Here is a 24,969-nt window from a genome sequence, read left to right on the forward strand (position 1 = left end):
CCGCAGCATCCATGCGACGAGGGGTCAGACGCGGCGGCGCTTGGGGGGACGGCAGCCGTTGTGCGCCTGGGGGGTGACGTCCTGGATCGAGCCGACCTCGAGGCCGGCGGCCGTCAGCGAGCGGATCGCGGTCTCGCGGCCCGAACCCGGGCCCTTGACGAAGACGTCGACCTTCTTGACGCCGTGCTCCTGCGCCTGACGGGCGGCGGACTCGGCCGCCATGCCGGCGGCGTACGGGGTCGACTTGCGCGAGCCCTTGAAGCCCACGCCGCCCGACGATGCCCAGCTGATGACCGCGCCGGAGGGGTCGGTGATCGAGACGATGGTGTTGTTGAACGTCGACTTGATGTGGGCGTGACCCAGCGCGATGTTCTTCTTCTCCTTGCGACGCGGCTTGCGCGCGGCGCTCTTGGCCTGTGCCATGGTGTGCGTTCTCCCTAAATCCTGGGGCGCCGGCGGAGGCCTAGCGCGCCTTCTTCTTGCCGGCGACCGTGCGCTTGGGGCCCTTGCGGGTACGCGCGTTGGTCTTGGTGCGCTGTCCGCGCACGGGAAGGCCGCGGCGGTGGCGGATTCCCTCGTAGGAACCGATCTCGACCTTGCGGCGGATGTCGGCGGCCACCTCGCGGCGAAGGTCACCCTCCACCTTGTAGGTGCCTTCGATGTGGTCGCGCAGAGCGACCAGCTGGTCGTCGGACAGGTCCTTGACGCGCACATCCGGGCTGATGCCGGTGGCTGCGAGGATCTCGGTCGAGCGGGTACGGCCAACGCCGTAGATGTAGGTCAGGGCGATGACCACGCGCTTATCGCGCGGGATGTCGACGCCGGCGAGACGTGCCATGCGACTCTCCTAGGAGTGTTGTGGAGGTGTGGAGCAGGATCGGTGCCCGGGCCTCCGCCCCGAGGTGTCCCCCTTGCGGGTTCTGATCCTGCCGTTGTGTGTATTGAGTTGTGAGTCGGTGGGTGTCAGCCCTGGCGCTGCTTGTGGCGCGGGTTGCTCTTGCAGATCACCATCACCCGGCCGTGACGGCGGATGACCTTGCAGTGATCGCAGATGGGCTTGACGGAGGGGTTGACCTTCATGATGTTCCTGTTCGCTGTCTTCGTACCGCGCTCCGCTTTCGTCGAAGCGCGGCCGTTACTTCTCGACCGGTCTAGCGGTAGCGGTAGACGATCCGGCCCCGCGTGAGGTCGTAGGGGCTGAGCTCCACGACGACACGGTCCTCGGGGATGATGCGGATGTAGTTCTGCCGCATCTTGCCGGAGATCGTGGCGAGCACCTTGTGTCCGTTGCTGAGCTCGACGCGGAACATCGCGTTGGGCAGCGCCTCGGAGATGACACCTTCGATCTCGATGACACCGTCTTTCTTCGCCATATACTCGCTATCGCTCATTGCAGACCGGTCGGTCTGCGGTGGATGGGGATTCGGTACTGTGACACGCCAATGAAGGCGCAACGCACCAAAGATCAATCATACGTGGTATTGCGCCCCCCGGCAAACCGCCGCCCCCGCCCCTCCCACGCCGCTCCCCTCGCCGCCCGCTTTTCGCCGAGACACCACTTCTCGTCCGAAACACGCGGCGTCGCCGGGTGTCTCAGCCGAAGTGTGGTGTTTCGAGCGGATGCGCCGCTCCTCCCCCGCCCGCGGACCCGACGATCGATCCACAGATCGTGCGTGCGGCCGGCCGCTCGTCCACCGCGGACGAGGATGGCGCCATGTCGCTCCTCGATCCGCACGCCCTCCGCGTCCTGCGGCCCTCGCCGGTCGTCCTCTCCGCTGTCCGCGACGAGTCCCTCACGGGCACCCGCCTGCGGGCCTCGAACGCGCACGTGCGGGTGCGGCCCGGCGTCTACGCGCGTGCCGACGAGTGGAGCGCCCTGCCGCCGTGGGACCGCTATCTCGCCCGCGTGCACGCCTACGGCCTCATCCATCCCGACGCCGTCTTCTGCCTCGAGTCCGCCGCGGCGCTGCTCGGGCTGCCCGTGTTCGGCGAGCCCCGCGACATCCACGTCTTCGACATCGGCCGCGCCCGCGGTCGTCGGCACGGCGACGTGTGCATCCATGCGAGCGACGATGGCCGCGCAATGACGGTGGGCGACCTCATCGTCACATCGGTCGCCGACACCGCTGTGGATCTGTTGCGGGTCCTGCCGCCGGCGTTCGCCCTCGCCGTCGGCGATGCCGCCGCGCGCCATCCGGCCGACCCCTGCACCGCCGACGACCTGCGGCTGGTCGCCGAGGTGCAGTCGAACCGCCGCGGTCGTGCGCAGCTGGAGTGGACCTTCGCGCGGATCGACGACCGGGCGGAATCGGTGGGCGAATCGGTGAGCCGCGCCGTCATCGAATGGTGCGGCTTCCCGGAGCCGATCCTGCAGCAGACCTACCACTACGAAGGGGTGGAGGACCGCAGCGACTTCTACTTCCCCGACCAGCGGGTCATCGGCGAATCCGACGGGTTCGGGAAGTACCTGTCGGGGCCGGATGCGGCGGATCCCCGCGTCCTGCGCAAGGAGAAGGCCCGGGAGGACCGGCTCCGGCGACACGAAGGGGGCTTCGCCCGGTGGGAGTACGCCGACGCCATGCAGGCGGCCCCGTTGGACGCCAAGCTGCGGATCGCTGGGGTGCCGGCGGTCCGCCCGCCGCAGCACGCGCTGCTGGCGACCCTGCGCCACCACCCCCGCTCGCGCTGAAACACCCCTTCCCGGCTGAGACGCCAGGCGACGCCTGGTGCTTCAGCCGGAAAGTGGTGTCTCGGCGATCAGTTGAAGCGGGAGACGATGTCGCGCTGAGGGTCGCCGGTCAGGTCGGTCTGGTTGGCGAGCACCTCGCCGTTGACCACGATCGTCGGGGTGGCGACGCCGGAGGCGCCCTCCTGCAGCGGCGTCTCGCGGGTCATCGCGGCGACGAAGCGCTTGTAGGTGCCGTCGCTGACGCACTCGGCGACGTCGTCGGATGCTCCGACCCCCTGCGCGATCGCGACGATCTCGTCATCGGTCAGGCCGGTCCCGCCTTCGCTGGGCTGGTTGGCGTACATCGCCTGCACGAAGGGGAGCACGTTGTCGGCGTCGTCCTCCGCGACGCAGTAGGCCGCGTTCGCCGCCCGCGTGGAGTACTCGGTGCCGCCGGAGGCGCGGTCGAGGATCGAGACGGGGTGGATGTTGAGGGTGATCGTGCCGTCGGCGGCGAGATCGGCGAGGGCAGGACCGTACGCCTGCTCGAACGACGCGCACGCGGGGCACATGAAGTCGACGTACGTGTCGACGGTGTCGGGACCGTCGCCCACTGCGATGGCGCCGGTGGATGCATCCACCGCCGGGCTGTCCGGTGCCTCACCGGCGGAGTTGGCCAGGGCGTTGCCCCACCACACCGCGACACCGATGCCGATGAGCACCACCACCACGGCGATGCTGATGCCGATTGCGAACCAGTTGACCTTGCGCTGCGCCACGATCTATCCGATCTCCGTCGGGACCACACCGAAGGGCGCGAGCTTGTCCGCGCCTCCGTCGGGGGCCGTGAGTACCCAGATGCCTCCATCGTGCACCGCGACGCTATGTTCCCAGTGTGAGCCGTCTGAACGGTCGATGGTGGAGACCGTCCAGCCGTCGTCCTCGACGAAGGTCTCCTGGTCGCCCGCGACGACCATCGGCTCGATCGCGACGGCGAGGCCCGGACGCACGGGGGCACCCGGATCGGCCGTGCGGTAGTTGAACACGCTCGGGGACTCGTGCATCTTGCGGCCGATGCCGTGCCCGACGTAGTCGCGCAGGATGCCGTACGTTCCCGTCGCCGGGCTGTTCGCCTCGATGTACTCCTGGATCGCGGCGCCCACCTCGCCCAGGTGCGACGCCGTCGCGAGCCGCGCGATGCCGGCCCACAGCGAGCCTTCGGTGACGTCCGACAGCCGCCGGCGGGCGGCGACGAGCTCGGCCGGCGCGTCGCCGGGCACGACGACGCTGATCGCGGAGTCGCCGTTCCAGCCGCGCAGCTCGGCGCCGGCATCGATCGACACGAGGTCGCCGGGCTGCAGTGCACGGTCGGAGGGGATCCCGTGCACGACCTGCTCGTTGACCGAGGCGCAAATGGTGTGGCGGTAGCCGCGCACGAGCTGGAAGTTCGAGCGCGCGCCGCGGGAGCGGATGACGCGGGATGCTTCGGCGTCGAGGTCGAGCGTCGTGACGCCCGGCGCGATCATCGCGCGCACGGCATCCAGCGCGGCGGCGGTGATGAGCCCGGGCTCGATCATCGACCGCAGCTGCGCGGCGGACTTGTAGGCGGAGGAGCGGAAGGCCACGTCAGACCGCGGCGGAGCGCGCGAAGCCGCGCACCTCGAGCGCGGCGAAGATGCGCTCGGTCACGTCGTCCAGCGAACCGACGCCGTCGATCTCGTCGACGATGCCGCGCGTTCCGTAGATGCCGAGGATCGGCGCGGTCTCGGATTCGTAGATCGCCAGGCGCTGCGCGATGGCCTCTTCGGTGTCATCCGCGCGGCCTTGCTCCTGCGCGCGCTTGCGGAGGCGCTGCATCGACTCGTCGCGCGGCACGACCAGTGCCAGCACGGCGTCGAGGCTCTCGTTGCGTCCCTCGAGGAACTCGTCGAGGTTGCGCACCTGGCTGATGTTCCGCGGGTACCCGTCGAGGAGGAACCCGTCGGCGGCATCCTCCTTCGACAGCCGGTCGCGCACGACGGCGCCGGTGAGCTCGTCGGGCACCAGGCGGCCGGCGTCGATGATCTCCTGGACCTGCAGGCCCAGCTCGGTGCCACCGGCCACGTTGGCGCGGAAGACGTCGCCGGTGGAGACGACGGGGATGCCGAAGGCCTCGGCGATGCGGGCACCCTGGGTGCCCTTGCCCGAACCCTGCGGGCCGACGATGAGGAGGCGGAGGGGACGAGCCATCAGCGGAGGAGCCCTTCGTAGTGACGCTGCTGCAGCTGGGCGTCGATCTGCTTCACCGTCTCCAGGCCCACGCCGACGATGATGAGGATCGAGGCGCCACCGAACGGGAAGTTCTGGTTGGCACCGACCGTCGCGAGGGCGATGAGCGGCAGGAGGGCGATGAGGCCCAGGTAGATCGAGCCGGGCAGCGTGATTCGGGTGAGGACGTAGTCGAGGTATTCGGCGGTGGGACGGCCGGCGCGGATGCCGGGGATGAACCCGCCGTAGCGCTTCATGTTGTCGGCGACATCCACCGGGTTGAAGGTGATCGCGACGTAGAAGTACGTGAAGCCGATGATCAGCAGGAAGTACACCAGCATGTACAGCGGCGAATCGCCCGTGGTGAAGTACTGCGAGATCCAGGCGACCCAGCCGGGCACTTCCTCGCCGGCCTGCGGCTGGTTGAACTGGGCGATGAGGGCGGGGATGTACAGCAGCGACGAGGCGAAGATGACCGGCACGACACCGGCCATGTTGACCTTGATGGGGATGTAGGTGTTGGTACCGCCGTACGTGCGCCGCCCCACCATCCGCTTGGCGTACTGCACCGGGATGCGTCGCTGGGACTGTTCGACGAACACCACGAGCGCGACCACGAGGATGCCGACGGCGAGCACGAGGAGGAACACCTCGAAGCCGCGGGCCTGCGCGATCGCCCACATCGCGGCGGGGAAGGTCGCGGCGATGGAGGTGAAGATGAGGATCGACATGCCGTTGCCGACGCCGCGCTCGGTGACGAGCTCGGCCATCCACATGATGAGGCCGGTGCCGGCGGTCATGGTGATGATCATGAGCAGCTGCGCCCACCACACGTCGTTGGTGAGGACGTTCTCGCACTCGGGGATGCCGGTGACGCCGAACAGCTGGCCGCTGCGGGCGACGGTGACGAGCGTCGTGGACTGCAGCAGCGCGAGGGCGATCGTGAGGTAGCGGGTGTACTGCGTGAGGCGGGCCTGGCCGGACTGGCCCTCCTTGTAGAGGGTCTCGAAGTGCGGGATGACGACGCGCAGCAGCTGCACGATGATCGTCGCGGTGATGTAGGGCATCACGCCCAGCGCGAAGATCGACAGCTGCAGCAGGGCGCCGCCGGAGAAGAGGTTCACCAGCGAGAGCAGACCCTCGGTGCCGCCGGACTGCGCGAGACAGGACTGGACGTTGGGGAAATCGACGAAAGGCGTCGGAATGTGCGCACCGAACCGATAGATGGCGATCACACCCAGGGTGAAGCCGATCTTGCGTCGCAGATCAGGCGTGCGGAAGACCCGCGCAATGGCGCTGAACAAGTGGATTCCTCCAGAACGGTTCCGGCGCGCCGAGGCGCACAGACGACCAGCGTAACCCAGAAGGGCCGGGGGCTTACGCCTCCCGGCCCTTCTGCGGTTGGGGCGTGGTCAGTTGACCGAGCCGCCCGCCGCGACGATCTTCTGCTCGGCCGAACCCGAGACCTTGTCGACCGTCACGTTCAGCTTCACCGAGATGTCGCCGGTGCCGAGCACCTTGACCTTCTCGTTCTTGCGCACGGCACCCTTGGCGACGAGGTCACCCACGGTGACGTCGCCGCCGGCCGGGTACAGCTCGGCCAGCTTGTCCAGGTTCACGACCTGGTACTCCACGCGGAACGGGTTCTTGAACCCGCGCAGCTTCGGGGTGCGCATGTGCAGCGGCATCTGCCCACCCTCGAAGCCGACCTTCACCGAGTAGCGGGCCTTCGTGCCCTTGGTGCCACGGCCGGAGGTCTTACCCTTCGAGCCCTCACCACGACCCACGCGGGTCTTGGCGGTGTGCGCGCCGGGGACCGGACGCAGGTGGTGCACCTTGAGCACGCCGGGACGCGTCGCGGGAGCGGCGTTCTTGGCGGCGGCGGGCTTGCTCGCCTTGGCTGCCGCGGGCTTGCGCGCGGGCGCCTTCTTCGCGGGCTTGTCGGCCTCGACGTTGTCGTTGTCAGCCATCAGTCGATCTCCTCAACCTTCACGAGGTGAGCGACGGTCTTGACGTAGCCGCGCGTCTGCGCGTCGTCGGGACGGACGACAGCGTCGCCGATCCGCTTGAGACCGAGGCTGCGCAGCGTGTCACGCTGGTTCTGCTTCTCGCTCACCTTGGACTTGATCTGGGTCACCTTCAGTCGGCTCGCCATCAGACACCTGCCTTCTGCGCAGCGGCGGCCTTGGCCTCGTTGCGGATGATGATGCCGGGGACGACAGCGTCGTACTCCAGGCCACGGCGCGCGGCCACGGCACGGGGCTCTTCGAGCTGCTTGAGCGCCGCGACGGTCGCGTGCACGATGTTGATCGTGTTCGACGAGCCGAGCGACTTCGACAGGATGTCGTGGATGCCGGCGCACTCGAGCACCGCACGCACCGGACCACCGGCGATGACACCGGTACCGGCGGCTGCGGGACGCAGCAGCACGACGCCGGCGGCCGCCTCACCCTGCACGGGGTGCGGGATGGTGTTGCCGACGCGGGGAACACGGAAGAAGTTGCGCTTCGCCTCTTCGACGCCCTTCGAGATCGCCAGGGGCACCTCGCGGGCCTTGCCGTATCCGACACCGACGACGCCATTTCCGTCGCCCACGACCACGAGGGCCGTGAAGCTGAACCGGCGACCGCCCTTGACGACCTTGGACACGCGGTTGATCGTCACGACGCGCTCGAGGAACTGGCTCTCGTTGCGGTCGCGCGATCCGCGGTCACCACGGTTGGGGTTGCGCTCGCGGCCGCCGCGGCGAGCCTCACGAGGCTCGCGGTTGGCGTCGGCGGTGCCGGCCGCGGCCGTCTCGGCCGTGGCCGGTGCGGCCTGGGACGCGTCGGTCACTTCGGTCTCCTTGTTGTCACTCACAGGTTCAGCCCTCCTTCGCGGGCGCCCTCGGCGATGGCGGCGACGCGACCGGCGTACCGGTTGCCACCGCGATCGAACACGACGTCGGTGACGCCGGCGGCCTTCGCACGCTCGGCGACGAGTTCGCCGACCTTGCGCGCCTTGGCGGTCTTGTCACCGTCGAACGCACGCAGGTCCGTTTCGAGGGTGGATGCGGAGGCCACGGTGTGACCCTTGCTGTCGTCTACGAGCTGGACGAACACGTGGCGCGCCGAGCGGGTCACGACAAGACGAGGACGGACCTCGGTGCCGACGACCTTCTTGCGAAGGCGTGCGTGGCGTCGCGCACGTGCGACGGACTTCGACTGCACAGCCATGCTTACTTACCAGCCTTTCCGGCCTTGCGGCGGACGACCTCGCCCGCGTAACGCACACCCTTGCCCTTGTAGGGCTCGGGCTTGCGGATCTTGCGGATGTTGGCGGCCGCCTCACCGACGGCCTGCTTGTCGATGCCGCTCACGGTGAGGCGGTTGTTGCCCTCGACCGTGAAGGTGATCCCGGCGGGCGGGTCGACGAGCACGGGGTGGGAGAACCCGAGGGCGAACTCCACCGAGCTGCCTCGCTGGGCGACACGGTAACCCGTGCCGACCACTTCGAGGCCCTTGGTGTAGCCCTGGGTGACTCCGATGATGTTGTTGGCGATGAGCGTGCGGGTCAGGCCGTGGAGCGACCGCGACTCGCGCTCGTCGTCGGGGCGGGTGACGAGAACCTGGTTCTCCTCGACCTTGACCTCGATGGGGCGCGCCACGGTGAGCGACAGCTCGCCCTTGGGGCCCTTGACGGCGACATCCGAACCGGTCACCGTGACGGTGACACCGGCGGGGATGTCGATGGGAAGACGTCCGATTCGCGACATGTCAGATCACCACACGTAGGCGAGGACTTCCCCGCCCACGCCCTTCTGCTCGGCCTGACGGTCTGTGAGCAGACCGGAGGAGGTGGAAAGGATGGCCACGCCCAGGCCGCCGAGAACCGTGGGGATCTCGGTGGAGCGTGCGTACACGCGCAGGCCGGGCTTGGAGACGCGCTTGATGCCGGCGATCGACCGCTCGCGGTTCGGGCCGTACTTCAGCTGGAGCGTCAGGGTCTGGCCGACGCGGGCGTCCTCGACGGACCAGCCCGCGATGTACCCCTCCTGCTGGAGGATCTCGGCGATGTGGGTCTTGAGCTTCGAGCTCGGCAGCGACACGGTGTCGTGGTGCGCCGAGTTCGCGTTGCGCAGACGGGTCAGCATATCTGCGACCGGGTCTGTCATCGTCATGTGATGCTTCTTTCGATCATGAGGTTTCGGCTGCCGTTACACGACAGACGACCTTCTATGAATGGGTGGGGTATTACGCCTGCGCGTCTTCGGAACGGAAGGGGAAGCCCAGCTGACGCAGCAGCGAACGGCCTTCCTCATCGGTCTTGGCGGTCGTGACGATCGTGATGTCGAAACCACGGACCCGGTCGATGCGGTCCTGGTCGATCTCGTGGAACACTGCCTGCTCCTGGAGACCGAACGTGTAGTTGCCGTTGCCGTCGAACTGGTCGCCGGACAGGCCGCGGAAGTCGCGGATGCGCGGCAGCGCCAGGTTCACCAGGCGGTCGATGAACTCCCACGCACGGTCGCCCCGGAGGGTGACGTGCGCGCCGATGGCCTGACCCTCGCGCAGCTTGAACTGCGCGATGGACTTGCGGGCCTTCGTCACGATCGGCTTCTGGCCGGTGATCTTGACGAGATCGTCGATCGCGCCGTCGATCACCTTGCTGTCACGAGCGGCCTCGCCGACGCCGGTGTTCACCACGACCTTGACCAGGCCGGGGATCTGCATGACGTTGGTGTACCCGAACTCCTCCTGCAGCTTCTGCTGGATCTCGTTCCGGTACTTCTGCTTCAGGCGGGGCTGGATCTTGCCAGCCGCCGCGGCAGTCGCGGTGCTCATATTCAGAGGTCCTTGCCTGACTTCTTCGCGTAGCGCACGCGGACCGTGCGCTTGACGCCATCCTTGACCTGCTCCTCGACCCGGTGGCCGACACGGGTCGGCTTCTTGGTCTCGGGGTCGACGAGGGCGACGTTGGAGATGTGGATGGGGGCTTCGAAGGTCTCGATGCCGCCCGTCTTGGTGCCGCGCTGGGACTGGCCCACGCGGTTGTGCTTGGTGACGTAGTTCACGCCTTCGACGATCACGCGGTTCTGCTCGACGAGGACCTCGAGGACCTTGCCCTGCTTACCGCGATCTCCGCCGCGCTCGGGCTTGGCGCCCGAGATGACCTGAACCAGGTCGCCCTTCTTGATCTTCGCCATGATCAAATGACCTCCGGGGCGAGCGAGACGATCTTCATGAACTTCTTGTCGCGAAGCTCACGACCGACGGGACCGAAGATGCGGGTGCCGCGGGGCTCCCCGTCGCTCTTCAGGATCACGGCGGCGTTCTCGTCGAACTTGATGTAGGAACCGTCGGGACGACGGGTCTGCTTGACGACGCGCACGACGACCGCTTTCACGACGTCGCCCTTCTTGACGTTTCCGCCGGGGATGGCGTCCTTGACTGTCGCGACGATGACGTCGCCCAGGCCCGCGTAACGGCGGTTGGAGCCGCCGAGCACACGGATGGTGAGCAGCTCCTTCGCGCCGGTGTTGTCGGCGACCTTCAGTCGGGATTCGTTCTGAATCATGCGATCACTTGGCCTTTTCGAGAATCTCGACCAGGCGCCAGCGCTTGGTGGCGCTGAGCGGACGGGTCTCGTTGATGAGGACGAGGTCGCCGATGCCGGCCGCGTTCGCCTCGTCGTGCGCCTTCACCTTGGAGGTGCGACGGATGACCTTGCCGTAGAGAGGGTGCTTCACGCGGTCCTCGACCTCGACGACGATCGTCTTGTCCATCTTGTCGCTCACGACGTAGCCGCGGCGCGCCTTGCGGTATCCGCGGGCGTCGACGTCGCGCACATCGTGCGCGGCGCTCTCGTGCCCGGTGGCCTGGTCGGCGACCTCGGCGGTCTTCTTGGTGGTGGCCATCACTCAGCCTCTTCCTTCACGGCCTCGTCGGCGGGGGCCGCCTTCTTGGCCTTCGTGGACTTCTTCGCCTTGGGGGCGGCCTCGACCGGCGCCGGCGTGGCCCTGATCCCGAGCTCGCGCTCGCGGATCACGGTGTACAGGCGCGCGATGTCGCGCTTGACGGCGCGGATGCGGCCGTGGCTCTCGAGCTGGCCGGTGGCCGACTGGAAGCGCAGGTTGAACAGCTCTTCCTTGGCCTTGCGGAGCTCCTCGACCAGGCGGGAGTCTTCGAACGTGTCGAGCTCGCTGGGTGCGAGCGTCTTGGTGCCGATCGCCATTACGCGTCGCCCTCCTCGCGCTTGATGATGCGTGCCTTCAGGGGCAGCTTGTGGATGGCACGGGTCAGCGCCTCACGAGCGAGTTCCTCGCTGACGCCCGCGACCTCGAACAGGACGCGGCCCGGCTTGACATTGGCGACCCACCACTCGGGCGAACCCTTACCGGAACCCATGCGGGTTTCGGCCGGCTTCTTGGTGAGCGGTCGGTCGGGGTAGATGTTGATCCACACCTTGCCGCCACGCTTGATGTGACGGGTCATCGCGATACGAGCGGACTCGATCTGACGGTTCGTCACGTACGCGGGCGTCAGGGCCTGGATGCCGAACTCGCCGAAGGAGACCTTCGTGCCGCCGGTGGCCTGCCCGGAGCGACCCGGGTGGTGCTGCTTGCGGTACTTGACCTTGCGGGGGATGAGCATTACGCCGACGCTCCTTCTGCCACGGGGGCCTCGTTACGGGGGCCGCGCGGCGGGCGACGGTCGCCGCGGTCGCCACGGTCGTCGCGACCGCGGGACTTGGGCGCGTTGGCCTGCTCGCGTGCGAGCTCCTTGTTGGTGAGATCACCCTTGTAGATCCAGACCTTCACGCCGATGCGGCCGAAGGTGGTCTTGGCCTCGTAGAAGCCGTAGTCGATGTTCGCGCGGAGGGTGTGCAGCGGCACACGACCTTCGCGGTAGAACTCCGACCGGCTCATCTCGGCGCCGCCGAGGCGGCCGGAGACCTGGACGCGGACGCCCTTGGCGCCGGCGCGCTGAGCACCCTGCAGACCCTTGCGCATCGCGCGACGGAAGGCCACGCGGGCGGAGAGCTGCTCGGCGATGCCCTGTGCCACGAGCTGGGCGTCGGCCTCGGGGTTCTTGACCTCGAGGATGTTGAGCTGGATCTGCTTGCCGGTGAGCTTCTCGAGGTCGGAGCGGATGCGCTCGGCCTCGGCACCGCGGCGACCGATCACGATGCCCGGGCGGGCGGTGTGGATGTCGACGCGGACGCGGTCACGGGTGCGCTCGATCTCGATGTTCGAGACGCCGGCGCGGTCGAGCTGCTTCTTCAGCAGGTTGCGGATCTTGATGTCCTCGGCCACGTAGTCGGCGTAGCGCTGTCCGGGCTTCGTCGAGTCGGAGAACCACCGCGACACGTGGTCAGTGGTGATGCCGAGGCGGAAGCCGTACGGGTTTACTTTCTGGCCCATTACTTGCTCGCCTTCTTCTTCGTGCCGGTCGCCGAGCTCGTCGGAGCGTCAGCGGTCTCCGGCGTCGAGAGCACGACCGTGATGTGGCTCGTGCGCTTCTTGATCTGGAACGCGCGGCCCTGTGCGCGGGGCTGGAAACGCTTCAGCGTCGTGCCCTCGTCGACGTACGCGTTGGACACGTACAGGTCGGCGTCATCCAGGAATTCGTTCTCCTTGTCGGCCGTGACGCGAGCGTTCGCCATCGCCGAGGCGACGAGCTTGTAGATGGGCTCGCTGGCGCCCTGCGGCGCGAACTTCAGGATGGCCAGGGCCTCCTGAGCCTGCTTGCCCTTGATGAGCGCGACGACACGACGAGCCTTCTGAGGGGTCACGCGGATGTGTCGCACGCGTGCGATGGACTCCACCATTTCTCTCTCCTCTTCGCCTCCGCGTCAGCGGCGGCGGCCCTTCTTGTCGTCCTTCACGTGGCCGCGGAAGGTGCGGGTGGGCGCGAACTCGCCCAGCTTGTGGCCGACCATGGTCTCGGTCACGAACACAGGGATGTGCTTGCGACCGTCGTGCACGGCGATCGTGTGACCCAGCATCGCCGGGATGATCATCGAGCGTCGCGACCAGGTCTTGATGACGTTCTTGGATCCCGCTTCGTTCTGCGACACGACCTTGCGAAGCAGGTGCTCGTCGACGAAGGGGCCCTTCTTAAGACTGCGTGGCATCTTCTGTTCCTACCTACTTGCGCTTCTTGCCGGCCGTGCGACGGCGGACGATCAGCTTGTCGCTTTCCTTGTTGGCGTGGCGGGTGCGGCCCTCAGGCTGACCCCACGGCGTCACCGGGTGACGTCCACCGGAGGTCTTACCCTCACCACCACCGTGCGGGTGGTCGACCGGGTTCATGGCGACACCGCGGACGGTCGGGCGCACGCCCTTCCACCGCTTGCGGCCGGCCTTGCCCCAGTTGATGTTCGACTGCTCGGCGTTGCCGACCTCGCCGATGGTCGCGCGGCAGCGCGCATCGACGTTGCGGATCTCGCCCGAGGGGAGACGCAGCTGCGCGTACGGGCCGTCCTTGGCGACCAGACGCACCGAGGCGCCGGCCGAACGGGCCATCTTCGCACCGCCGCCGGGGCGGAGCTCGATCGCGTGCACGACCGTACCGGTGGGGATGTTGCGCAGCGGCAGGTTGTTGCCGGGCTTGATGTCGGCGCCGGCACCCGACTCCACGACATCGCCCTGCTTCAGCTTGTTCGGCGCGAGGATGTAGCGCTTCTCGCCGTCCACGTAGTGCAGGAGCGCGATGCGCGCGGTGCGGTTGGGGTCGTACTCGATGTGCGCGACCTTGGCGTCGACGCCGTCCTTGTCATTGCGACGGAAGTCGATCAGACGGTACTGGCGCTTGTGACCGCCACCGATGTGACGCGTCGTGATGCGGCCCTGGTTGTTGCGGCCACCGGTCTTGGACAGCGGGCGCAGCAGCGACTTCTCAGGCGTCGATCGGGTGATCTCGGCGAAGTCGGCCACCGACGAGCCGCGGCGACCGGGGGTCGTGGGCTTGTACTTGCGAATAGCCATAGTTGGAGTCCTTCTGTCCCGACCGTCAGCCGACTGCCGTGAAGATGTCGATGGTGCCCGACTTCAGGGTGACGATCGCGCGCTTGGTGTCCTTGCGCTTTCCCATCCCGAAGCGGGTGCGGCGGGCCTTGCCGACACGGTTGAGCGTGTTGACCGCGGCCACCTTGACGCCGAAGATCTTCTCGATGGCGAGCTTGATCTCGGTCTTGGTCGCGCGGCTGTCCACGTAGAACGTGTACTTGCCCTCGTCGATGAGCCCGTAGCTCTTCTCCGAGACGACCGGCTTGAGGATGACGTCGCGCGGATCCTTGTTGACGGTGGTCATGCCGACACCTCCTGGGTTGCGCCGGCCTTGGACGCGACGAACGCGTCGTAGGCGGCCTTGGTGAAGACGATGTCGTCGGAGACGAGCACGTCGTAGGCGTTGAGCTGGTCGAACGTGAGCACGTGCACGTACGCGAGGTTGCGCACGCTCTTGACGGTCAGTTCGTCACCGCGCTCGATCACGACGAGGACGTTCTTCTTCGTCGGGGCGAGAGCCGACAGCACGGCGGCCGCCGCCTTGGTGGAGGGCGCGCCCTCGATGCCGAACGAGTCCACGACGTGGAGACGGTCGCCGCGTGCGCGGTCGCTCAGCGCGCCCAGGAGCGCGGCGGCGATCATCTTCTTGGGGGTGCGCTGGCCGTAGTCGCGGGGCTTCGGGCCGTGCACGATGCCACCGCCGGTCATGTGCGGCGCGCGGATCGAGCCCTGACGGGCGTTACCCGTGCCCTTCTGCTTGAAGGGCTTGCGGCCGGCGCCGGAGACCTCGCCGCGACGCTTGGTCGAGTGCGTGCCCTGGCGAGCCGCCGCGCGCTGCGCGACGACGACCTGGTGGATGAGCGGAATGTTCGTCTTGACGTCGAACAGAGCGGCGGGCAGCTCCACGGAGCCGGCCTTTCCGCCGTCTGCCTTCACGACGTCGAGCGCGAGAGTCGAGTCAGCCATGGAGATCAGGCACCCTTCACTGCGTTGCGGACGTAGACGATGCGGCCGCGCGCGCCGGGGACGGCGCCCTTGACGAGCAGCAGACCCTTCTCGGCGTCGACGGCGTGCACCTTGAGGTTGAGGACGGTCACGCGCTCGCCACCCATACGGCCGGCCATGCGCATGCCCTTGAACACGCGGCTCGGGGTCGACGATGCGCCGATCGAACCGGGCTTGCGGTGGTTGCGGTGCGCACCGTGCGAGGCGGAGACGCCCTTGAAGTTGTGGCGCTTCATGACACCCGCGGTGCCCTTGCCCTTGCTGGTGCCGACGACGTCGACCAGCTGGCCCGCCTCGAAGAGGCCGTCCACGGTGAGCTCCTGACCGAGTGAGTAGTCAGCAGCATCCGCGGTGCGGACCTCGGTGAGGTGGCGGCGAGGGGTGACGCCGGCCGCCTCGAAGTGGGCGGTGAGCGGCTTGTTCACCTTGCGGGGGTCGATCTGCCCGTACGCGATCTGGACGGCGTTGTAGCCGTCCTTCTCCGGCGTGCGCACCTGGGTGACGACGTTCGGAGCGACCTCGATGACGGTGACGGGAACGAGCTTGCCGTTCTCGTCCCAGACCTGGGTCATGCCGAGCTTGGTGCCCAGCAGGCCCTTCGAAACCTTGGAGTTGATATCAGCCATGTCGGACCTCAGAGCTTGATCTCGATGTTGACGTCGGCGGGCAGGTCGAGACGCATGAGCGAGTCGACGGCCTTGGGCGTCGGGTCGATGATGTCGATGAGGCGCTTGTGGGTGCGCATCTCGAAGTGCTCGCGGCTGTCCTTGTACTTGTGGGGCGACCGGATGACGACGACGACGTTCTTCTCGGTCGGCAGCGGCACGGGGCCGACGACGGTGGCGCCGGCGCGGGTCACGGTGTCGACGATCTTGCGCGCGGACGAATCCAGTCCGGCGTGATCGTACGACTTCAGGCGAATGCGGATCTTCTGTCCCGCCATTGTCTGCTCACTCTCTTTCTCGCGTCTTACCGCTGTGTTCATTCGGAACACGGGCATTGGACGCACCATGGCGCTTGCGCGCCGGGCACTTCGGCGCCCTTTCGGGCGATGCTGCACCGCTGTTCTGCTGTCAAACCGGACGCCTGCGCATCCGGCCCGTCCTCCCCGCGCGCGGACGCACGGCTCCGGAGGGAGCAGAGGGGGTCGGTGTGTTGTTCTGCTGCCCGCGGCCTAGGTCTCGCGCTTGCGCGCTGCCTATGCACAGCCCTGGCAGTGATCCGGAGCGCACGCACGCGGCGGCACTCGGAATGTGGAACTGAACTAGTCTACGTGCAGCCCGGGCGTGTCGCAAACCCGGGCGTGTCGCGACCCGGGCCCCGGGTCACGAACCCGCCGCGACGTCCTCGCGCGGACGGCGCCGCACGGTCAGAGCGGTCGCTCCCCCGGCCAGTGCCAGCACACCGAGCAGGACGAAGGCCGCGAGCGGCCCGCCTCCCGTGGGCGGTAGCAACGATACCCGCACGGCCGCGTCGTCGCTGTCGCGGCCCGCGTCGCCGGGGTCGCCGAAGGTGTGGGAGTCGACCACTGCCACGTTGCGGATGGTGGTCGAGCCGACGCCGGGATCGACGGTGGCGGCGAGCGTGATCGGCGGTGCGCCGGATGCTCCGAGGCCCGACCCGGCCGGATGCAGCGGTCCGAACAGCTCGCACCGCAGCGTCCCGCCGTATCCGGCGGCGTTCTGGCCGGTCACCGCGCAGGTCCGCCAGTTCGGGAACGCCTCGGCGTCGCCCTGCCCGGGCCAGCTCACGTCGGTGACGCGGATCTCGGCGGGGATCGCGTCGGTGACGACGACGCCCTCGGCGGCGGAGTCGGTGCTGACGTTGACGGCCTCCAGCCGGTAGGTGAAGGAGCCGCCCGGCGCCGTCCGCTCGAGGGCGGCCGTCTTCTCGATGCGCACGTCGGAGTGGCGGGCGGCGGCGCAGTCGCCGCCGGCGGGCATCTCGGGGATCTGGAACGTCAGGGCGGGGTTCACGGTGAGGGTCAGGGTGCTCGGACCGCGCCACGCGAAGTCGGCCTCGCCGGGGTCGAGGATGAGCCCGTTCACGACGAACTGCGCCTGCTGCTCCGGTGTCATGACCGTGGTGGTCCCGGGGAGGTAGTACCCGCCACCAGGGGCGTAGTCCGACGCGCGCAGCGGCCGCAGACCGGCGTTGTCGATGCCGACACCGGCGGGAGTGGTGCGCACACCCACCCACGGGAACTCGTCCGCGTGGCTCGTCGATCCGCCGGGATAGGACCGCTCGACCGAGGCGGGGTCGGTGACCGGGCTGGCGCCATCCGGCGTCCACGACAGCTCGAGCGGCTCGTCCACGAGGTCACCGGTCTTCACCAGCGTGAAGCCGACGCTGGGCACGTCCGTCACGCAGCGCGTGAACAGCGCCGCAGCGATGTCGCGGGTCTGGACCGTGATGTCGTCGCAGTCGTTGCTGGGATCGCTGTCCCCGACCGCCGTCACGCACGCCTCGTTGACGAGGATGCTCTCGGGCAGCTCGGGAGTCGGGGCGGGGTCATCCGGACCGAGGGCGACGACGGGCGGCGCGGGCAGCGCGTTCACGGTGACCGAGAGGCGGATCTGCACGCTCGCACCCGGCGCCAGCCTGGCCGCGCTCAGCGCCACGGCGTTGTCCGCGTCCACGAGCGCGGGCGCGTTGTCGTTCGACCAGCCCGGGGCCGCGGAGAGGTCGATCGCGGTGACGGTGAGGCGGCTCGGTACGGGGTCGGCGACGCGCACGTCCGTCGCATCCACGATGCCGTTGTTCGTCACGGTGAGCACGTAGTCGAACGCGTCGCCTGCTTCCAGGGGGCCCTCGACGCCGTCGGTGGTCTTGGTGATGCCGACGTCGTCGAAGGGCACGAGCTCGCACGCGTCGTCGTCGGCGCTGTACCCGCCCGACACCACGGTCGCGGTGTTGGCGATGGGGACGCCGGGCGCCTCGACGTCGCCGCACTGCACCGGCTCGCCGGTCGGCGTCGCGGTGGCGCGCACCTGCGCCGTGATGGTGAACAGGTGCTCCCGCACCTCATCGGCGGCAGGATCGAAGGTGCCGTTCACGATCGTCCACGTGCCGGTGCCGTCCCACGAGGGGGCGTCGGGTGCGGGGGTGTCGGTCGTGCCGGCCTCCGCCGTCCATTCACCGGCCAGTTCCACGCCGTCTGGCAGGTCGGGGACGTCGGTGAGGACGTACGCGAGCGTCGGAAGCGGGTCGGCGGTGCTCGCCGGGTAGCGCACCGCGATGTCGTAGACGACGGTCCATAGCCCCGTGTCGGGGTCGAGCACCGCGTCGCCGACAGCCGTCTTCTCGATCTCCGGGAAGACCGGCTCGGCGCACGCGCGCACATCGGTCTCGACGCTCGCCGAGGTCAGTTGAGCGGTGTTGAGGAACCCGCCCGCCCCGTCGGGCAGGCAGACGGTCGTGCCGCCCTCCACGGCGGCGGCGGTGACGGCGGCCACGACGCGCACGGTGTAGGTGTGCGTGACCCCGGGGCCGATCGCCGTGCCGGAGGCGAGCACCGCCGGGTCGGGCGAGAACGTGAAGTCGCCCGAGGACTGTCCAGACCACGAGGCGCTGCGGATGTCGATGCCGTCGCCGAAGTCGAGCGTGTCGGTGAGGTCGTACGCCGCGGACAGGCCCTTCGGGTTGTCTTCGCCGACCGGGGGCAGGGTCACCTCGAGGTCGTAGAGGATGGTCCACAGGCCCGTCTCCGGATCCTGCTCGGTGCTCGTCACCGTCTTCGCGACGGACGGGTACACCCGCTCGTCGACGGGGATGCAGTCGGTGGCATCGATGGGGATGTCACCCACCCCCAGCTGCGCGGCGTTGAAGAACCCGCTCCCCGGCTCGCCGGTGCAGGCGGCGTCGTCTTCGCTGTAAGCGTCGGTCAGCTGCACGACCCACGTCACGCGGTACACGTGCGTGGCACCGGCGGCCAGCTCGACCCCGGTGACGAACTCCGTCCCCGGGGTCACCGGAAGCACCGGCTGGCCGGCGAGGTCGGTCCGCTGCGCGGTGCCGGTGACCGGTTCGATGCCCGTGGGGAAGCCCGGCGTGTCCGCCAGCGAGTAGAACGTGTCGAACCCGCCCGAGGTCACGGTGACGTCGTACGTCACGGTCCACCGCTCGGGGTCCGCCGGGTCCTGGGTCGCCGCGACGCCGACTTTCTCGATCGTCGGCAGGGCCGGCTCCGCGCAGTCGGAGGCGGGGACCTGCTCACCGGCGACGGTGACGGTCGCGGTGTTCAGGAACCCGCCGGCCGTCGTCCCCTCGCACGCGAGGTCGCCGCCCTCCCAGGCGGCCGCGTCGATGGTGGCCTGTGCCACGACGGTGTACGTCTCGGTCGTCCCTGGGGCCAGCGCGCGATCGGTCGCGAGAGTCGCCGTGCCGTCGGCGGCGAAGTCGCCCGTGCCGGTAGGGCCCGTCCATGTGGCGCCGTCGACCGTGATGTCGCCGCCGAACTGCAGCGCGTCGTCGAGGCTGTAGACGGCCGCGAGGGTCTCGGAGGAGTTCGCCACCGCGATGTCGTACGTGATCTGCCACGTGCCGTCGGCGAGCTGGACCGTGGAGGTCACCGTCTTGGTGACGTCGGCGTCGGGCCGCTCGACCTCCGCGCAGTCGGACGAGGAGGGCTCTGCGATCCCGTTGGTGACGGTCGCGGTGTTCCACACTCCGCCACCCTCGCCCACGACCGCGCCGCACGTGAGCGCCTCGTCGGGAACGGATGCCGCCACCGTCACGGTGCGCGAGAGGGTGTAGGTGTGCGTGGCCCCCGGCGGGAGCGTGCCGGTGGCCAGCGGGCCGTCTCCCACCGGGTCGGGGCTGCGCACGAAGGTGCCGCCGCCGACGGCGACGGGATCGGAGGCCGTCCACTGCCCGCCGGACACTCCGGCCGGGAGGGGCCCGGCGATGTCGGTGAGGTCGTACGTCAGCTCGATGTCGCTGGGGTTGGCCACGGCGATCCGATAGCTGAGCGTCCACGCGCCGGTGGCGAGGTCCTGCACCGAGGGCTGCGCGATCTTCTCGACGGTCGGGGCGGCCGGGACTGCGCATCCGGTGTCGCTCGCCTCGCCGCCGGGGTACGCCGCCTCGGCGGTGTTGAAGAACCCGCCGCCGGTCGTCGGCGAGCACTCCAGTGCCGACGCGTCGACCGGCGTGCGGTTCACCTCGGCCGTGATCACGTACGTGTACTCGTCCGTGCCGCCGGCCTCCAGCGGCACGTCGGTCACATCGGGCGCGCCCTCCCAGCCCTGCGTGAGGACGGTGAAGCTGGCGTCGAAGCCGGGCACGTCGGTGAGCGAATACGTCGTGGGCAGGGTGCTGCTGGTGTTGGTGACGACGACCGGGTACCGGATGGTCCACACCCCGCCCGCCGCCTGCGCCACGGCGCCGTCGGACTTCTCGATCGTCACCGGGACGATGACGTCGTCGTTGGTCAGGGTGCACGTGACCGCGTCGCCGGGCTGGAGGGTCAGCTCCGGAGCGGCCCTCGTCGTGTCGGGATAGCCGGTGCAGGTCAGGTCCGTCCAGTCGTATCCGTCCGGGCCCGTCTCACCGATCGTGTACACAGCGCCTGCGGCGACCTCCCCCGACGTTCCCGTCGGGCCGCTGAGGTTCGGACCATCCGCGGTCGTCGCCGTGAGCGTCCAGTCCGTGGGGGCCGCGGTGCCGCCGCTGTCGCTGACGACCTCCTTCTCCAGGGTGAGGGTGGGGGCGATGTCGTCGTTGACGAAGCGGTACACCGGTGCGCCGAGCGCGGGCACCGTGACCTCCCAGTCTCCGTCGGCGTTCTGCCGCGGGTAGCCGGCCGGATCGGGGTTGGCCTCGACGTCCACCCACTCCTCGCCCACGCGCTGCTGCAGGCGCGAGAACTCGTACCCCTCGACGGTCGACTCGGTGAGGGTGTACACGTGGTCGGGGCGCAGCTGGATGATGCTCTCCGCCACCACCTCCTCGGAACCGGCGACGGTGGTGGGGGTCAGACCCGCCAGGGTCGCCGGGGTGGCGGTCAGATCCCATTCGTCTGCCGTGGCGGAGCCGCCGTCGTCGTTGACCACGGTCTTCAGGAGGGTGAGCTGGGCGTCCTGGTTGACGAAGGTGCACTGCACGCGGTAACCCAGCGGCACGTTCACGCCGCCGTTGATGCCGTCGGAATATCCGCTGTTCGGGTAGGGGTCACCGTTCTCGTCGACGCGGATGCACGTCGCCGATCCGGTCGACTGCGGATTGCTCTGCAGGTCCGTGCGCTCGTCGACCTGGATGTACCGCGCGTCGCCACCGGACTCGAACAACTGATAGCGGGCATTGGGGGTGACCGGCTGCGACGTCGTGCCGGGGGCACCGTCGACGCCGGAGAACCCGGGGAGCCCTTCTTCGACCGGCGCGCCGGCCAGGAACGACGCGTTCAGTGTCCAGCTCGTCGGGTCGGCGTCGCCGCCGTCGACCTCCTTGGCGAGGGTCAGCCGGCTCTCGCATGTGACGGTGTTGGTGATCGTCGCGGTGTTCTGCGCCTGGGAGAGCGTGAGGTCGTACCCCGTGCCCAGGGGGATGTCCACGGCGGCCCCGTTGAGGCTCGTCACCACCGCGTCGTCGGTGCACAGCGTCGTATCGATCAGGGAGACCTGCTCGGTGACCGTCACGGTGTCGCCCTGCGCGTACCCCGACCGGGTCACGCCCCACCCCTGGTTGCTCGCGGCGGCGTCGTCGGGACCGGTGAGCTGCAGCTGCGCGGACAGGCCTCCGGGCTGGGCGCCCTCGGCGTACGCGACACCGTTCACGACCCAGTTCTTCGTCACCGTGATGTCGGCTTCCGGGCTGGGGGCACGGTTGTAGACGGTGCAGTTGACCGCCTGCGTGCTGGGCACGGTGACGGTGAAGCCGTCGGTGGGCGAGCCGGTGGGCACGACCGGATCACCGGTGTTCAGATTCGTGCAGACGGCGTTCTGCCCGTCGACGGGCTGGAGCGTGAATCCGGGCTGCTGGGCCTCGGTGACGGTGACCGAGGCGGCATCCGTGCCGCCGGGGAACTGCAGCGGGAAGCTGACGGTGCCCGTGGCATCCGCGGTCGTCGTCCGGACCGGCTCGGGCGTCGTGACCCCGGCCGTGCCGATCTCGCTGGTGAACTGCCAGCCGGCGCCGGCGGGCGTGGCCCCCTCTATCGAGCCGGCGGGAGCGGATTGCGGGACGATCTGCTTGGTGACGTTCAGGGTTCCCTCGCAGGTGCCCAGCGCGAGGCTGCGCAGGTCCCGCCCCACCCCGGCGTAGTCGGCCGTCTGGTAATAGTCGGCCGACGCGCCGTTGGAGCCGTCATAGGCGACCGGACCGGAGATCGCGCGAAGGTTCAGGGCCGTGGCCGTGCCGCTCGCGCCGTCACCGACGCCGAAGGCGATGAGCCGCGTGGGGGATCCGCCCGCCGGTCCCGCCTTCAGCGCGTTGGCGGAAAAGATGCCGTTCTCCGTCTCGCGGAAGCGGTTGAAGTTGCCGGGCCCCTGCTGCGGCTGGTTGTAGAACGTCGGGTCGCCGTCAGTGATGATGACGGCGAGGTCGAAGTTGTTCGCCGCGGTGTTCGCCGCGGCGGCCACGCCGAGTCCGCGGTCCCAGTTCGTGCCGCCCACCGCCGTCCAGCCCGCGTACCGGTTCTTGAAGGCATCCGCCTGCGTCGCGGTGGCCACGGAGGTCAGGCTCGGGAAGTTCGCGCTGGCGCCCTCTGCCGGCGACACGGTGGAGAAGGAGAACAGCGACATGCGGGAGGGGGTGCCCTGGAGGGAGTCCACGAAGGTGTTTGCCGCGCTCTTCAACTGCGCGAGATCGGAGCCGACCGACCCGGACAGGTCGAGGATCAGTGCGACGTCCAGGCCGCACGAGACATCCAGCGGCGCGTTGTTGCGCGACTGCTGCCAGATGCCTCCGGAGGCCGTGGCCTGCGAGCCCGACGACAGCATGAAGTCGCTCGCGTTCTGCGAGCTGTAGACGTTGCCGGCGCGCAGCTGGTTGCCCGTGCGGAACTGGTATGCGGTGGCCGCACCGCCTCCGGTGCCGGGTCCGGTGCGCAGCGACGGATTGGCGTAGTACCCGTCGGGGACGCTGGCCTGGACGACCCAGTACCGGTCGTCGCGGTTGGCCTGGGGGAACCCGAAGGGCCCGAGGCCTGTGTTGGGGACGATGAAGGAGCAGTCGCCCGCGGCATCCGAGACGCACCTGGCCCACCCCTCCCCGGTGCCGGCCACACCGTCGGGGCGCGTGCCGTTGGGTCCGCCGGCGCCGCCCTCGTTCAGCAGCAGGACGACACCGGCCAGGTTCGACACTCCGGTGACGCCGACGCGATCGGAGCCGACCTTCACGGTGATGACGGCTGTCGTGGCGCCGGGTTGGGGCACGGCGAGGACGCCGACATCCGCGGGCTCTTCGGTGGGCTCAGGGGCGGCGGGGGTCGGCGCGGTGGTGGGTTCGGTGCTCGGGTCGTCCGTCGGCGGAGCCGGCTCGCTGGTCGGGGCGGCAGGTACCTCGGCGGGCGGGGCGACCGGCGTCTCGGGGGCGGGGGGCGCCGGGGGCTGCGTGGGCTCGGCCGGCTCCTGCTGCGGCGGGTCCTGTGCCGGCGGCGCCGGGTCCTGCTCCGGCGGGACGGATGCGGCGGACTCCGACGGCGCGGAGGGCTCCGCGACGGCGGCGAGGGCGGGCGAGCCCGCACCCGTGAACACCAGCACCCCGGTGAGGAGGGCGGCCACTGCGCCGCCGTACCACCGGTGCCGCAGGGCGAGTCTTCTTCTGCTCATGACCACCTCGTGAACGCATCGCAACGGCTGACCGGCACCCGCTGGTGAGCCCGAACGTAGACCCGGCGCTCTCCGGGCGGGAAGGGACCTACGTCCCGCCGCCCGGCAGGCCGCAGCGGTCCGGGCCCTAAGCCCCGCCCGCCGAAAGTGCATCATCCCGGCGAAAGGGGCCCGAATTGGGTGCACTCTGGCGCGCTCGCTCCCCCACCGCACGGGCGTCCAGCCCGTCGCCGCGCACAACTCGCTCTCCCGGGTGCGCTGGGCGCGCAGGACTTCGCGGACGGAGAGTCCACGGGTCATCGTCGGGTCGAGGTACTTGCCCTCGCCGTCGAACTCGCCGAAGCGACGGAGCACAGGCCACGCGACACGCTCTCCCCCGGCAGCTGCGCCCGCCCGTCCGCGAAGTCGGTGACGAATCGAGCCTGCCGGATGCCGCGGGCCCCCGGCATGGCATCCAGACGCGCATGGATGCCGGCGCGGAAGGCTTCGGCGGCGGTGAGATCGTACTGCCCGTGTCGGTGCCAGGCGACGGTGCGCAGCGTCGCGTCGAAGTATGCGACGGCGGCCTCGACCGACACGACCCGGATGACGTCGACGATCGTGCGGGGGAGGAGAGGCCGAACCCGCGGTGGGGAAACGACGAAGGCCCCCGTCCGTGGACGGGGGCCTTCGTGGAAAGGTGAAGCGTTACGCCTGCTCGGCCTGGCGACGACGGATCATCGCGACGCTCGTGACGGCGATACCGGCGGCCAGCAGCGCGCCGCCACCGATCCACACACCGGTCATCGACGCGGCGTCGAAACCGGTGGGGGGAAGGGCCGACCCATCACCCTCACCGGCGACCGTGATGGTGATGGTCTGCTGCGCAGTCGAAGCGCTGTCCGAGGTGAGCGAGTAGCTGCCCGTGGCGTTGGCCGGCAGCGTGACAGTGGCGGTGGCCGCGCCGGCGGCCGTGGCCGTCTTCTGCACCGAGGTGGAGGTGGGGGCGGCCTTGACCAGAGCGAGGTTGCCGGCGCCGATTCCCTCACCCGTCAGGGTGAAGGTGACGGTCTCCGACGGCGCGAATCCGGTGAAGGTGACCGGAGCGGGCTCGCCGGGCGTAACCGCGACGACCTCTGCCGGCGGGACGGCCGGGCTGTAGTCGTTGGTCGCTGCGGATGCGGCGACGGGCATGGCGACGAGGGCGGCGGCCGCGATAACGACGGCTGCGAACTTGGCGCGAACGTTCTTCATTCGTGTTCTCCGATGGTGGGGTCGGGGGGACGAGGACAGGGGGCATCGACCTGGGGATC

At 69.2% G+C, this 24,969-nt stretch carries 32 protein-coding genes; 1 reads left to right on the plus strand and 31 read right to left on the minus strand.

Translation table 11 applies throughout. From position 1 onward, the window contains the following. Positions 1 to 24: 24 nt before the first annotated feature. From rpsK to infA, 4 genes are all read right to left on the minus strand, one after another. On the minus strand, positions 25 to 423 hold the full coding sequence (rpsK, locus tag E4V99_RS03760; protein WP_023954078.1) for a 30S ribosomal protein S11: 399 nt from the start codon (positions 421 to 423) through the stop codon (positions 25 to 27). A 40-nt stretch (positions 424 to 463) separates the two neighbouring features. Beyond that, positions 464 to 838, minus strand: a complete 375-nt coding sequence (gene rpsM, locus E4V99_RS03765; protein WP_135116485.1) for a 30S ribosomal protein S13 — start codon at positions 836 to 838, stop codon at positions 464 to 466. 125 nt (positions 839 to 963) lie between these two features. Next, positions 964 to 1,080: a 50S ribosomal protein L36 gene (gene rpmJ / locus E4V99_RS03770; RefSeq protein WP_005050492.1), complete on the minus strand. Its 117-nt coding sequence runs from the start codon at positions 1,078 to 1,080 to the stop codon at positions 964 to 966. A gap of 71 nt (positions 1,081 to 1,151) precedes the next feature. Next, positions 1,152 to 1,373 (minus strand): translation initiation factor IF-1, encoded by a 222-nt coding sequence (infA, locus tag E4V99_RS03775; RefSeq protein ID WP_017201569.1) that lies wholly within the window; start codon positions 1,371 to 1,373, stop codon positions 1,152 to 1,154. A 341-nt stretch (positions 1,374 to 1,714) separates the two neighbouring features. On the opposite strand from infA, the gene E4V99_RS03780 reads away from it, so the two are divergent. Beyond that, complete coding sequence (locus E4V99_RS03780; RefSeq protein WP_135116486.1) at positions 1,715 to 2,689, plus strand: hypothetical protein; 975 nt, start codon at positions 1,715 to 1,717, stop codon at positions 2,687 to 2,689. Positions 2,690 to 2,757: 68 nt separating this feature from the next. Here the strand turns inward: E4V99_RS03780 and E4V99_RS03785 are convergent, their stop codons facing one another. From E4V99_RS03785 to E4V99_RS03915, 27 genes are all read right to left on the minus strand, one after another. Beyond that, positions 2,758 to 3,447, minus strand: coding sequence for a thioredoxin domain-containing protein (locus E4V99_RS03785; protein WP_135063355.1), 690 nt, complete (start codon positions 3,445 to 3,447; stop codon positions 2,758 to 2,760). Between the two features lie 3 nt (positions 3,448 to 3,450). Continuing rightward, on the minus strand, positions 3,451 to 4,293 hold the full coding sequence (gene map / locus E4V99_RS03790) for a type I methionyl aminopeptidase (protein ID WP_135063353.1): 843 nt from the start codon (positions 4,291 to 4,293) through the stop codon (positions 3,451 to 3,453). A 1-nt stretch (position 4,294) separates the two neighbouring features. After that, on the minus strand, positions 4,295 to 4,897 hold the full coding sequence (locus E4V99_RS03795) for an adenylate kinase (RefSeq protein ID WP_187270412.1): 603 nt from the start codon (positions 4,895 to 4,897) through the stop codon (positions 4,295 to 4,297). Further along, positions 4,897 to 6,219 (minus strand): preprotein translocase subunit SecY, encoded by a 1,323-nt coding sequence (gene secY / locus E4V99_RS03800; RefSeq protein WP_135063351.1) that lies wholly within the window; start codon positions 6,217 to 6,219, stop codon positions 4,897 to 4,899. Before secY ends, E4V99_RS03795 begins: the two co-directional genes overlap by 1 nt. Before the next feature lie 108 nt (positions 6,220 to 6,327). Beyond that, entirely contained in the window at positions 6,328 to 6,885 is a 558-nt protein-coding gene (gene rplO / locus E4V99_RS03805; protein WP_135063349.1) for a 50S ribosomal protein L15, read from the minus strand. Beyond that, entirely contained in the window at positions 6,885 to 7,070 is a 186-nt protein-coding gene (gene rpmD / locus E4V99_RS03810) for a 50S ribosomal protein L30 (protein ID WP_135063347.1), read from the minus strand. The genes rplO and rpmD overlap by 1 nt, the downstream gene beginning before the upstream one ends. Then, the gene (rpsE, locus tag E4V99_RS03815) at positions 7,070 to 7,774 is read right to left on the minus strand and encodes a 30S ribosomal protein S5 (protein WP_135116487.1); all 705 of its coding nucleotides are present in this window, start codon (positions 7,772 to 7,774) and stop codon (positions 7,070 to 7,072) included. Before rpsE ends, rpmD begins: the two co-directional genes overlap by 1 nt. Continuing rightward, positions 7,771 to 8,130 (minus strand): 50S ribosomal protein L18, encoded by a 360-nt coding sequence (gene rplR / locus E4V99_RS03820; protein WP_135063343.1) that lies wholly within the window; start codon positions 8,128 to 8,130, stop codon positions 7,771 to 7,773. Before rplR ends, rpsE begins: the two co-directional genes overlap by 4 nt. Before the next feature lie 2 nt (positions 8,131 to 8,132). Then, positions 8,133 to 8,669, minus strand: a complete 537-nt coding sequence (gene rplF / locus E4V99_RS03825) for a 50S ribosomal protein L6 (RefSeq protein ID WP_135063341.1) — start codon at positions 8,667 to 8,669, stop codon at positions 8,133 to 8,135. A gap of 6 nt (positions 8,670 to 8,675) precedes the next feature. Then, entirely contained in the window at positions 8,676 to 9,074 is a 399-nt protein-coding gene (rpsH, locus tag E4V99_RS03830) for a 30S ribosomal protein S8 (protein WP_135063339.1), read from the minus strand. A gap of 73 nt (positions 9,075 to 9,147) precedes the next feature. Then, positions 9,148 to 9,738 (minus strand): 50S ribosomal protein L5, encoded by a 591-nt coding sequence (gene rplE, locus E4V99_RS03835; protein WP_135063337.1) that lies wholly within the window; start codon positions 9,736 to 9,738, stop codon positions 9,148 to 9,150. A gap of 2 nt (positions 9,739 to 9,740) precedes the next feature. After that, complete coding sequence (gene rplX / locus E4V99_RS03840; protein ID WP_135063335.1) at positions 9,741 to 10,100, minus strand: 50S ribosomal protein L24; 360 nt, start codon at positions 10,098 to 10,100, stop codon at positions 9,741 to 9,743. A 2-nt stretch (positions 10,101 to 10,102) separates the two neighbouring features. Continuing rightward, positions 10,103 to 10,471, minus strand: a complete 369-nt coding sequence (gene rplN / locus E4V99_RS03845; protein ID WP_055833708.1) for a 50S ribosomal protein L14 — start codon at positions 10,469 to 10,471, stop codon at positions 10,103 to 10,105. A 4-nt stretch (positions 10,472 to 10,475) separates the two neighbouring features. After that, on the minus strand, positions 10,476 to 10,811 hold the full coding sequence (gene rpsQ, locus E4V99_RS18700; protein WP_276321926.1) for a 30S ribosomal protein S17: 336 nt from the start codon (positions 10,809 to 10,811) through the stop codon (positions 10,476 to 10,478). Beyond that, positions 10,811 to 11,128, minus strand: a complete 318-nt coding sequence (gene rpmC, locus E4V99_RS18705; RefSeq protein ID WP_135063333.1) for a 50S ribosomal protein L29 — start codon at positions 11,126 to 11,128, stop codon at positions 10,811 to 10,813. The genes rpsQ and rpmC overlap by 1 nt, the downstream gene beginning before the upstream one ends. Next, positions 11,128 to 11,547, minus strand: a complete 420-nt coding sequence (rplP, locus tag E4V99_RS03860) for a 50S ribosomal protein L16 (protein WP_105673694.1) — start codon at positions 11,545 to 11,547, stop codon at positions 11,128 to 11,130. The genes rpmC and rplP overlap by 1 nt, the downstream gene beginning before the upstream one ends. Then, the gene (rpsC, locus tag E4V99_RS03865; RefSeq protein ID WP_135063331.1) at positions 11,547 to 12,317 is read right to left on the minus strand and encodes a 30S ribosomal protein S3; all 771 of its coding nucleotides are present in this window, start codon (positions 12,315 to 12,317) and stop codon (positions 11,547 to 11,549) included. Before rpsC ends, rplP begins: the two co-directional genes overlap by 1 nt. Then, positions 12,317 to 12,724, minus strand: a complete 408-nt coding sequence (gene rplV / locus E4V99_RS03870) for a 50S ribosomal protein L22 (protein WP_135063329.1) — start codon at positions 12,722 to 12,724, stop codon at positions 12,317 to 12,319. The genes rpsC and rplV overlap by 1 nt, the downstream gene beginning before the upstream one ends. A gap of 24 nt (positions 12,725 to 12,748) precedes the next feature. Next, a complete protein-coding gene (gene rpsS / locus E4V99_RS03875; protein WP_135063327.1) occupies positions 12,749 to 13,030 on the minus strand; it encodes a 30S ribosomal protein S19 in 282 nt (93 codons plus the stop codon). A gap of 13 nt (positions 13,031 to 13,043) precedes the next feature. After that, a complete protein-coding gene (rplB, locus tag E4V99_RS03880; RefSeq protein ID WP_135063325.1) occupies positions 13,044 to 13,883 on the minus strand; it encodes a 50S ribosomal protein L2 in 840 nt (279 codons plus the stop codon). A 25-nt stretch (positions 13,884 to 13,908) separates the two neighbouring features. Further along, complete coding sequence (gene rplW / locus E4V99_RS03885; protein ID WP_135063323.1) at positions 13,909 to 14,208, minus strand: 50S ribosomal protein L23; 300 nt, start codon at positions 14,206 to 14,208, stop codon at positions 13,909 to 13,911. After that, positions 14,205 to 14,870 carry a 50S ribosomal protein L4 gene (rplD, locus tag E4V99_RS03890; RefSeq protein ID WP_135063321.1) on the minus strand — a complete coding sequence of 222 codons (666 nt, stop codon included), beginning with the start codon at positions 14,868 to 14,870 and terminating at the stop codon, positions 14,205 to 14,207. Before rplD ends, rplW begins: the two co-directional genes overlap by 4 nt. A gap of 5 nt (positions 14,871 to 14,875) precedes the next feature. Next, complete coding sequence (rplC, locus tag E4V99_RS03895) at positions 14,876 to 15,535, minus strand: 50S ribosomal protein L3 (protein ID WP_135063319.1); 660 nt, start codon at positions 15,533 to 15,535, stop codon at positions 14,876 to 14,878. 8 nt (positions 15,536 to 15,543) lie between these two features. After that, positions 15,544 to 15,852: a 30S ribosomal protein S10 gene (rpsJ, locus tag E4V99_RS03900; protein ID WP_045246810.1), complete on the minus strand. Its 309-nt coding sequence runs from the start codon at positions 15,850 to 15,852 to the stop codon at positions 15,544 to 15,546. Positions 15,853 to 16,234: 382 nt separating this feature from the next. Beyond that, positions 16,235 to 23,677 carry a DUF11 domain-containing protein gene (locus tag E4V99_RS03905; protein WP_135116488.1) on the minus strand — a complete coding sequence of 2,481 codons (7,443 nt, stop codon included), beginning with the start codon at positions 23,675 to 23,677 and terminating at the stop codon, positions 16,235 to 16,237. A 296-nt stretch (positions 23,678 to 23,973) separates the two neighbouring features. Next, positions 23,974 to 24,255 carry a hypothetical protein gene (locus E4V99_RS03910; RefSeq protein ID WP_135063315.1) on the minus strand — a complete coding sequence of 94 codons (282 nt, stop codon included), beginning with the start codon at positions 24,253 to 24,255 and terminating at the stop codon, positions 23,974 to 23,976. A gap of 109 nt (positions 24,256 to 24,364) precedes the next feature. Further along, positions 24,365 to 24,910, minus strand: a complete 546-nt coding sequence (locus tag E4V99_RS03915) for a hypothetical protein (RefSeq protein ID WP_135063313.1) — start codon at positions 24,908 to 24,910, stop codon at positions 24,365 to 24,367. Positions 24,911 to 24,969 lie beyond the last annotated feature (59 nt).

The organism is Microbacterium sp. dk485 (assembly GCF_004570445.1).
GTDB lineage: Bacteria > Actinomycetota > Actinomycetes > Actinomycetales > Microbacteriaceae > Microbacterium > Microbacterium wangchenii.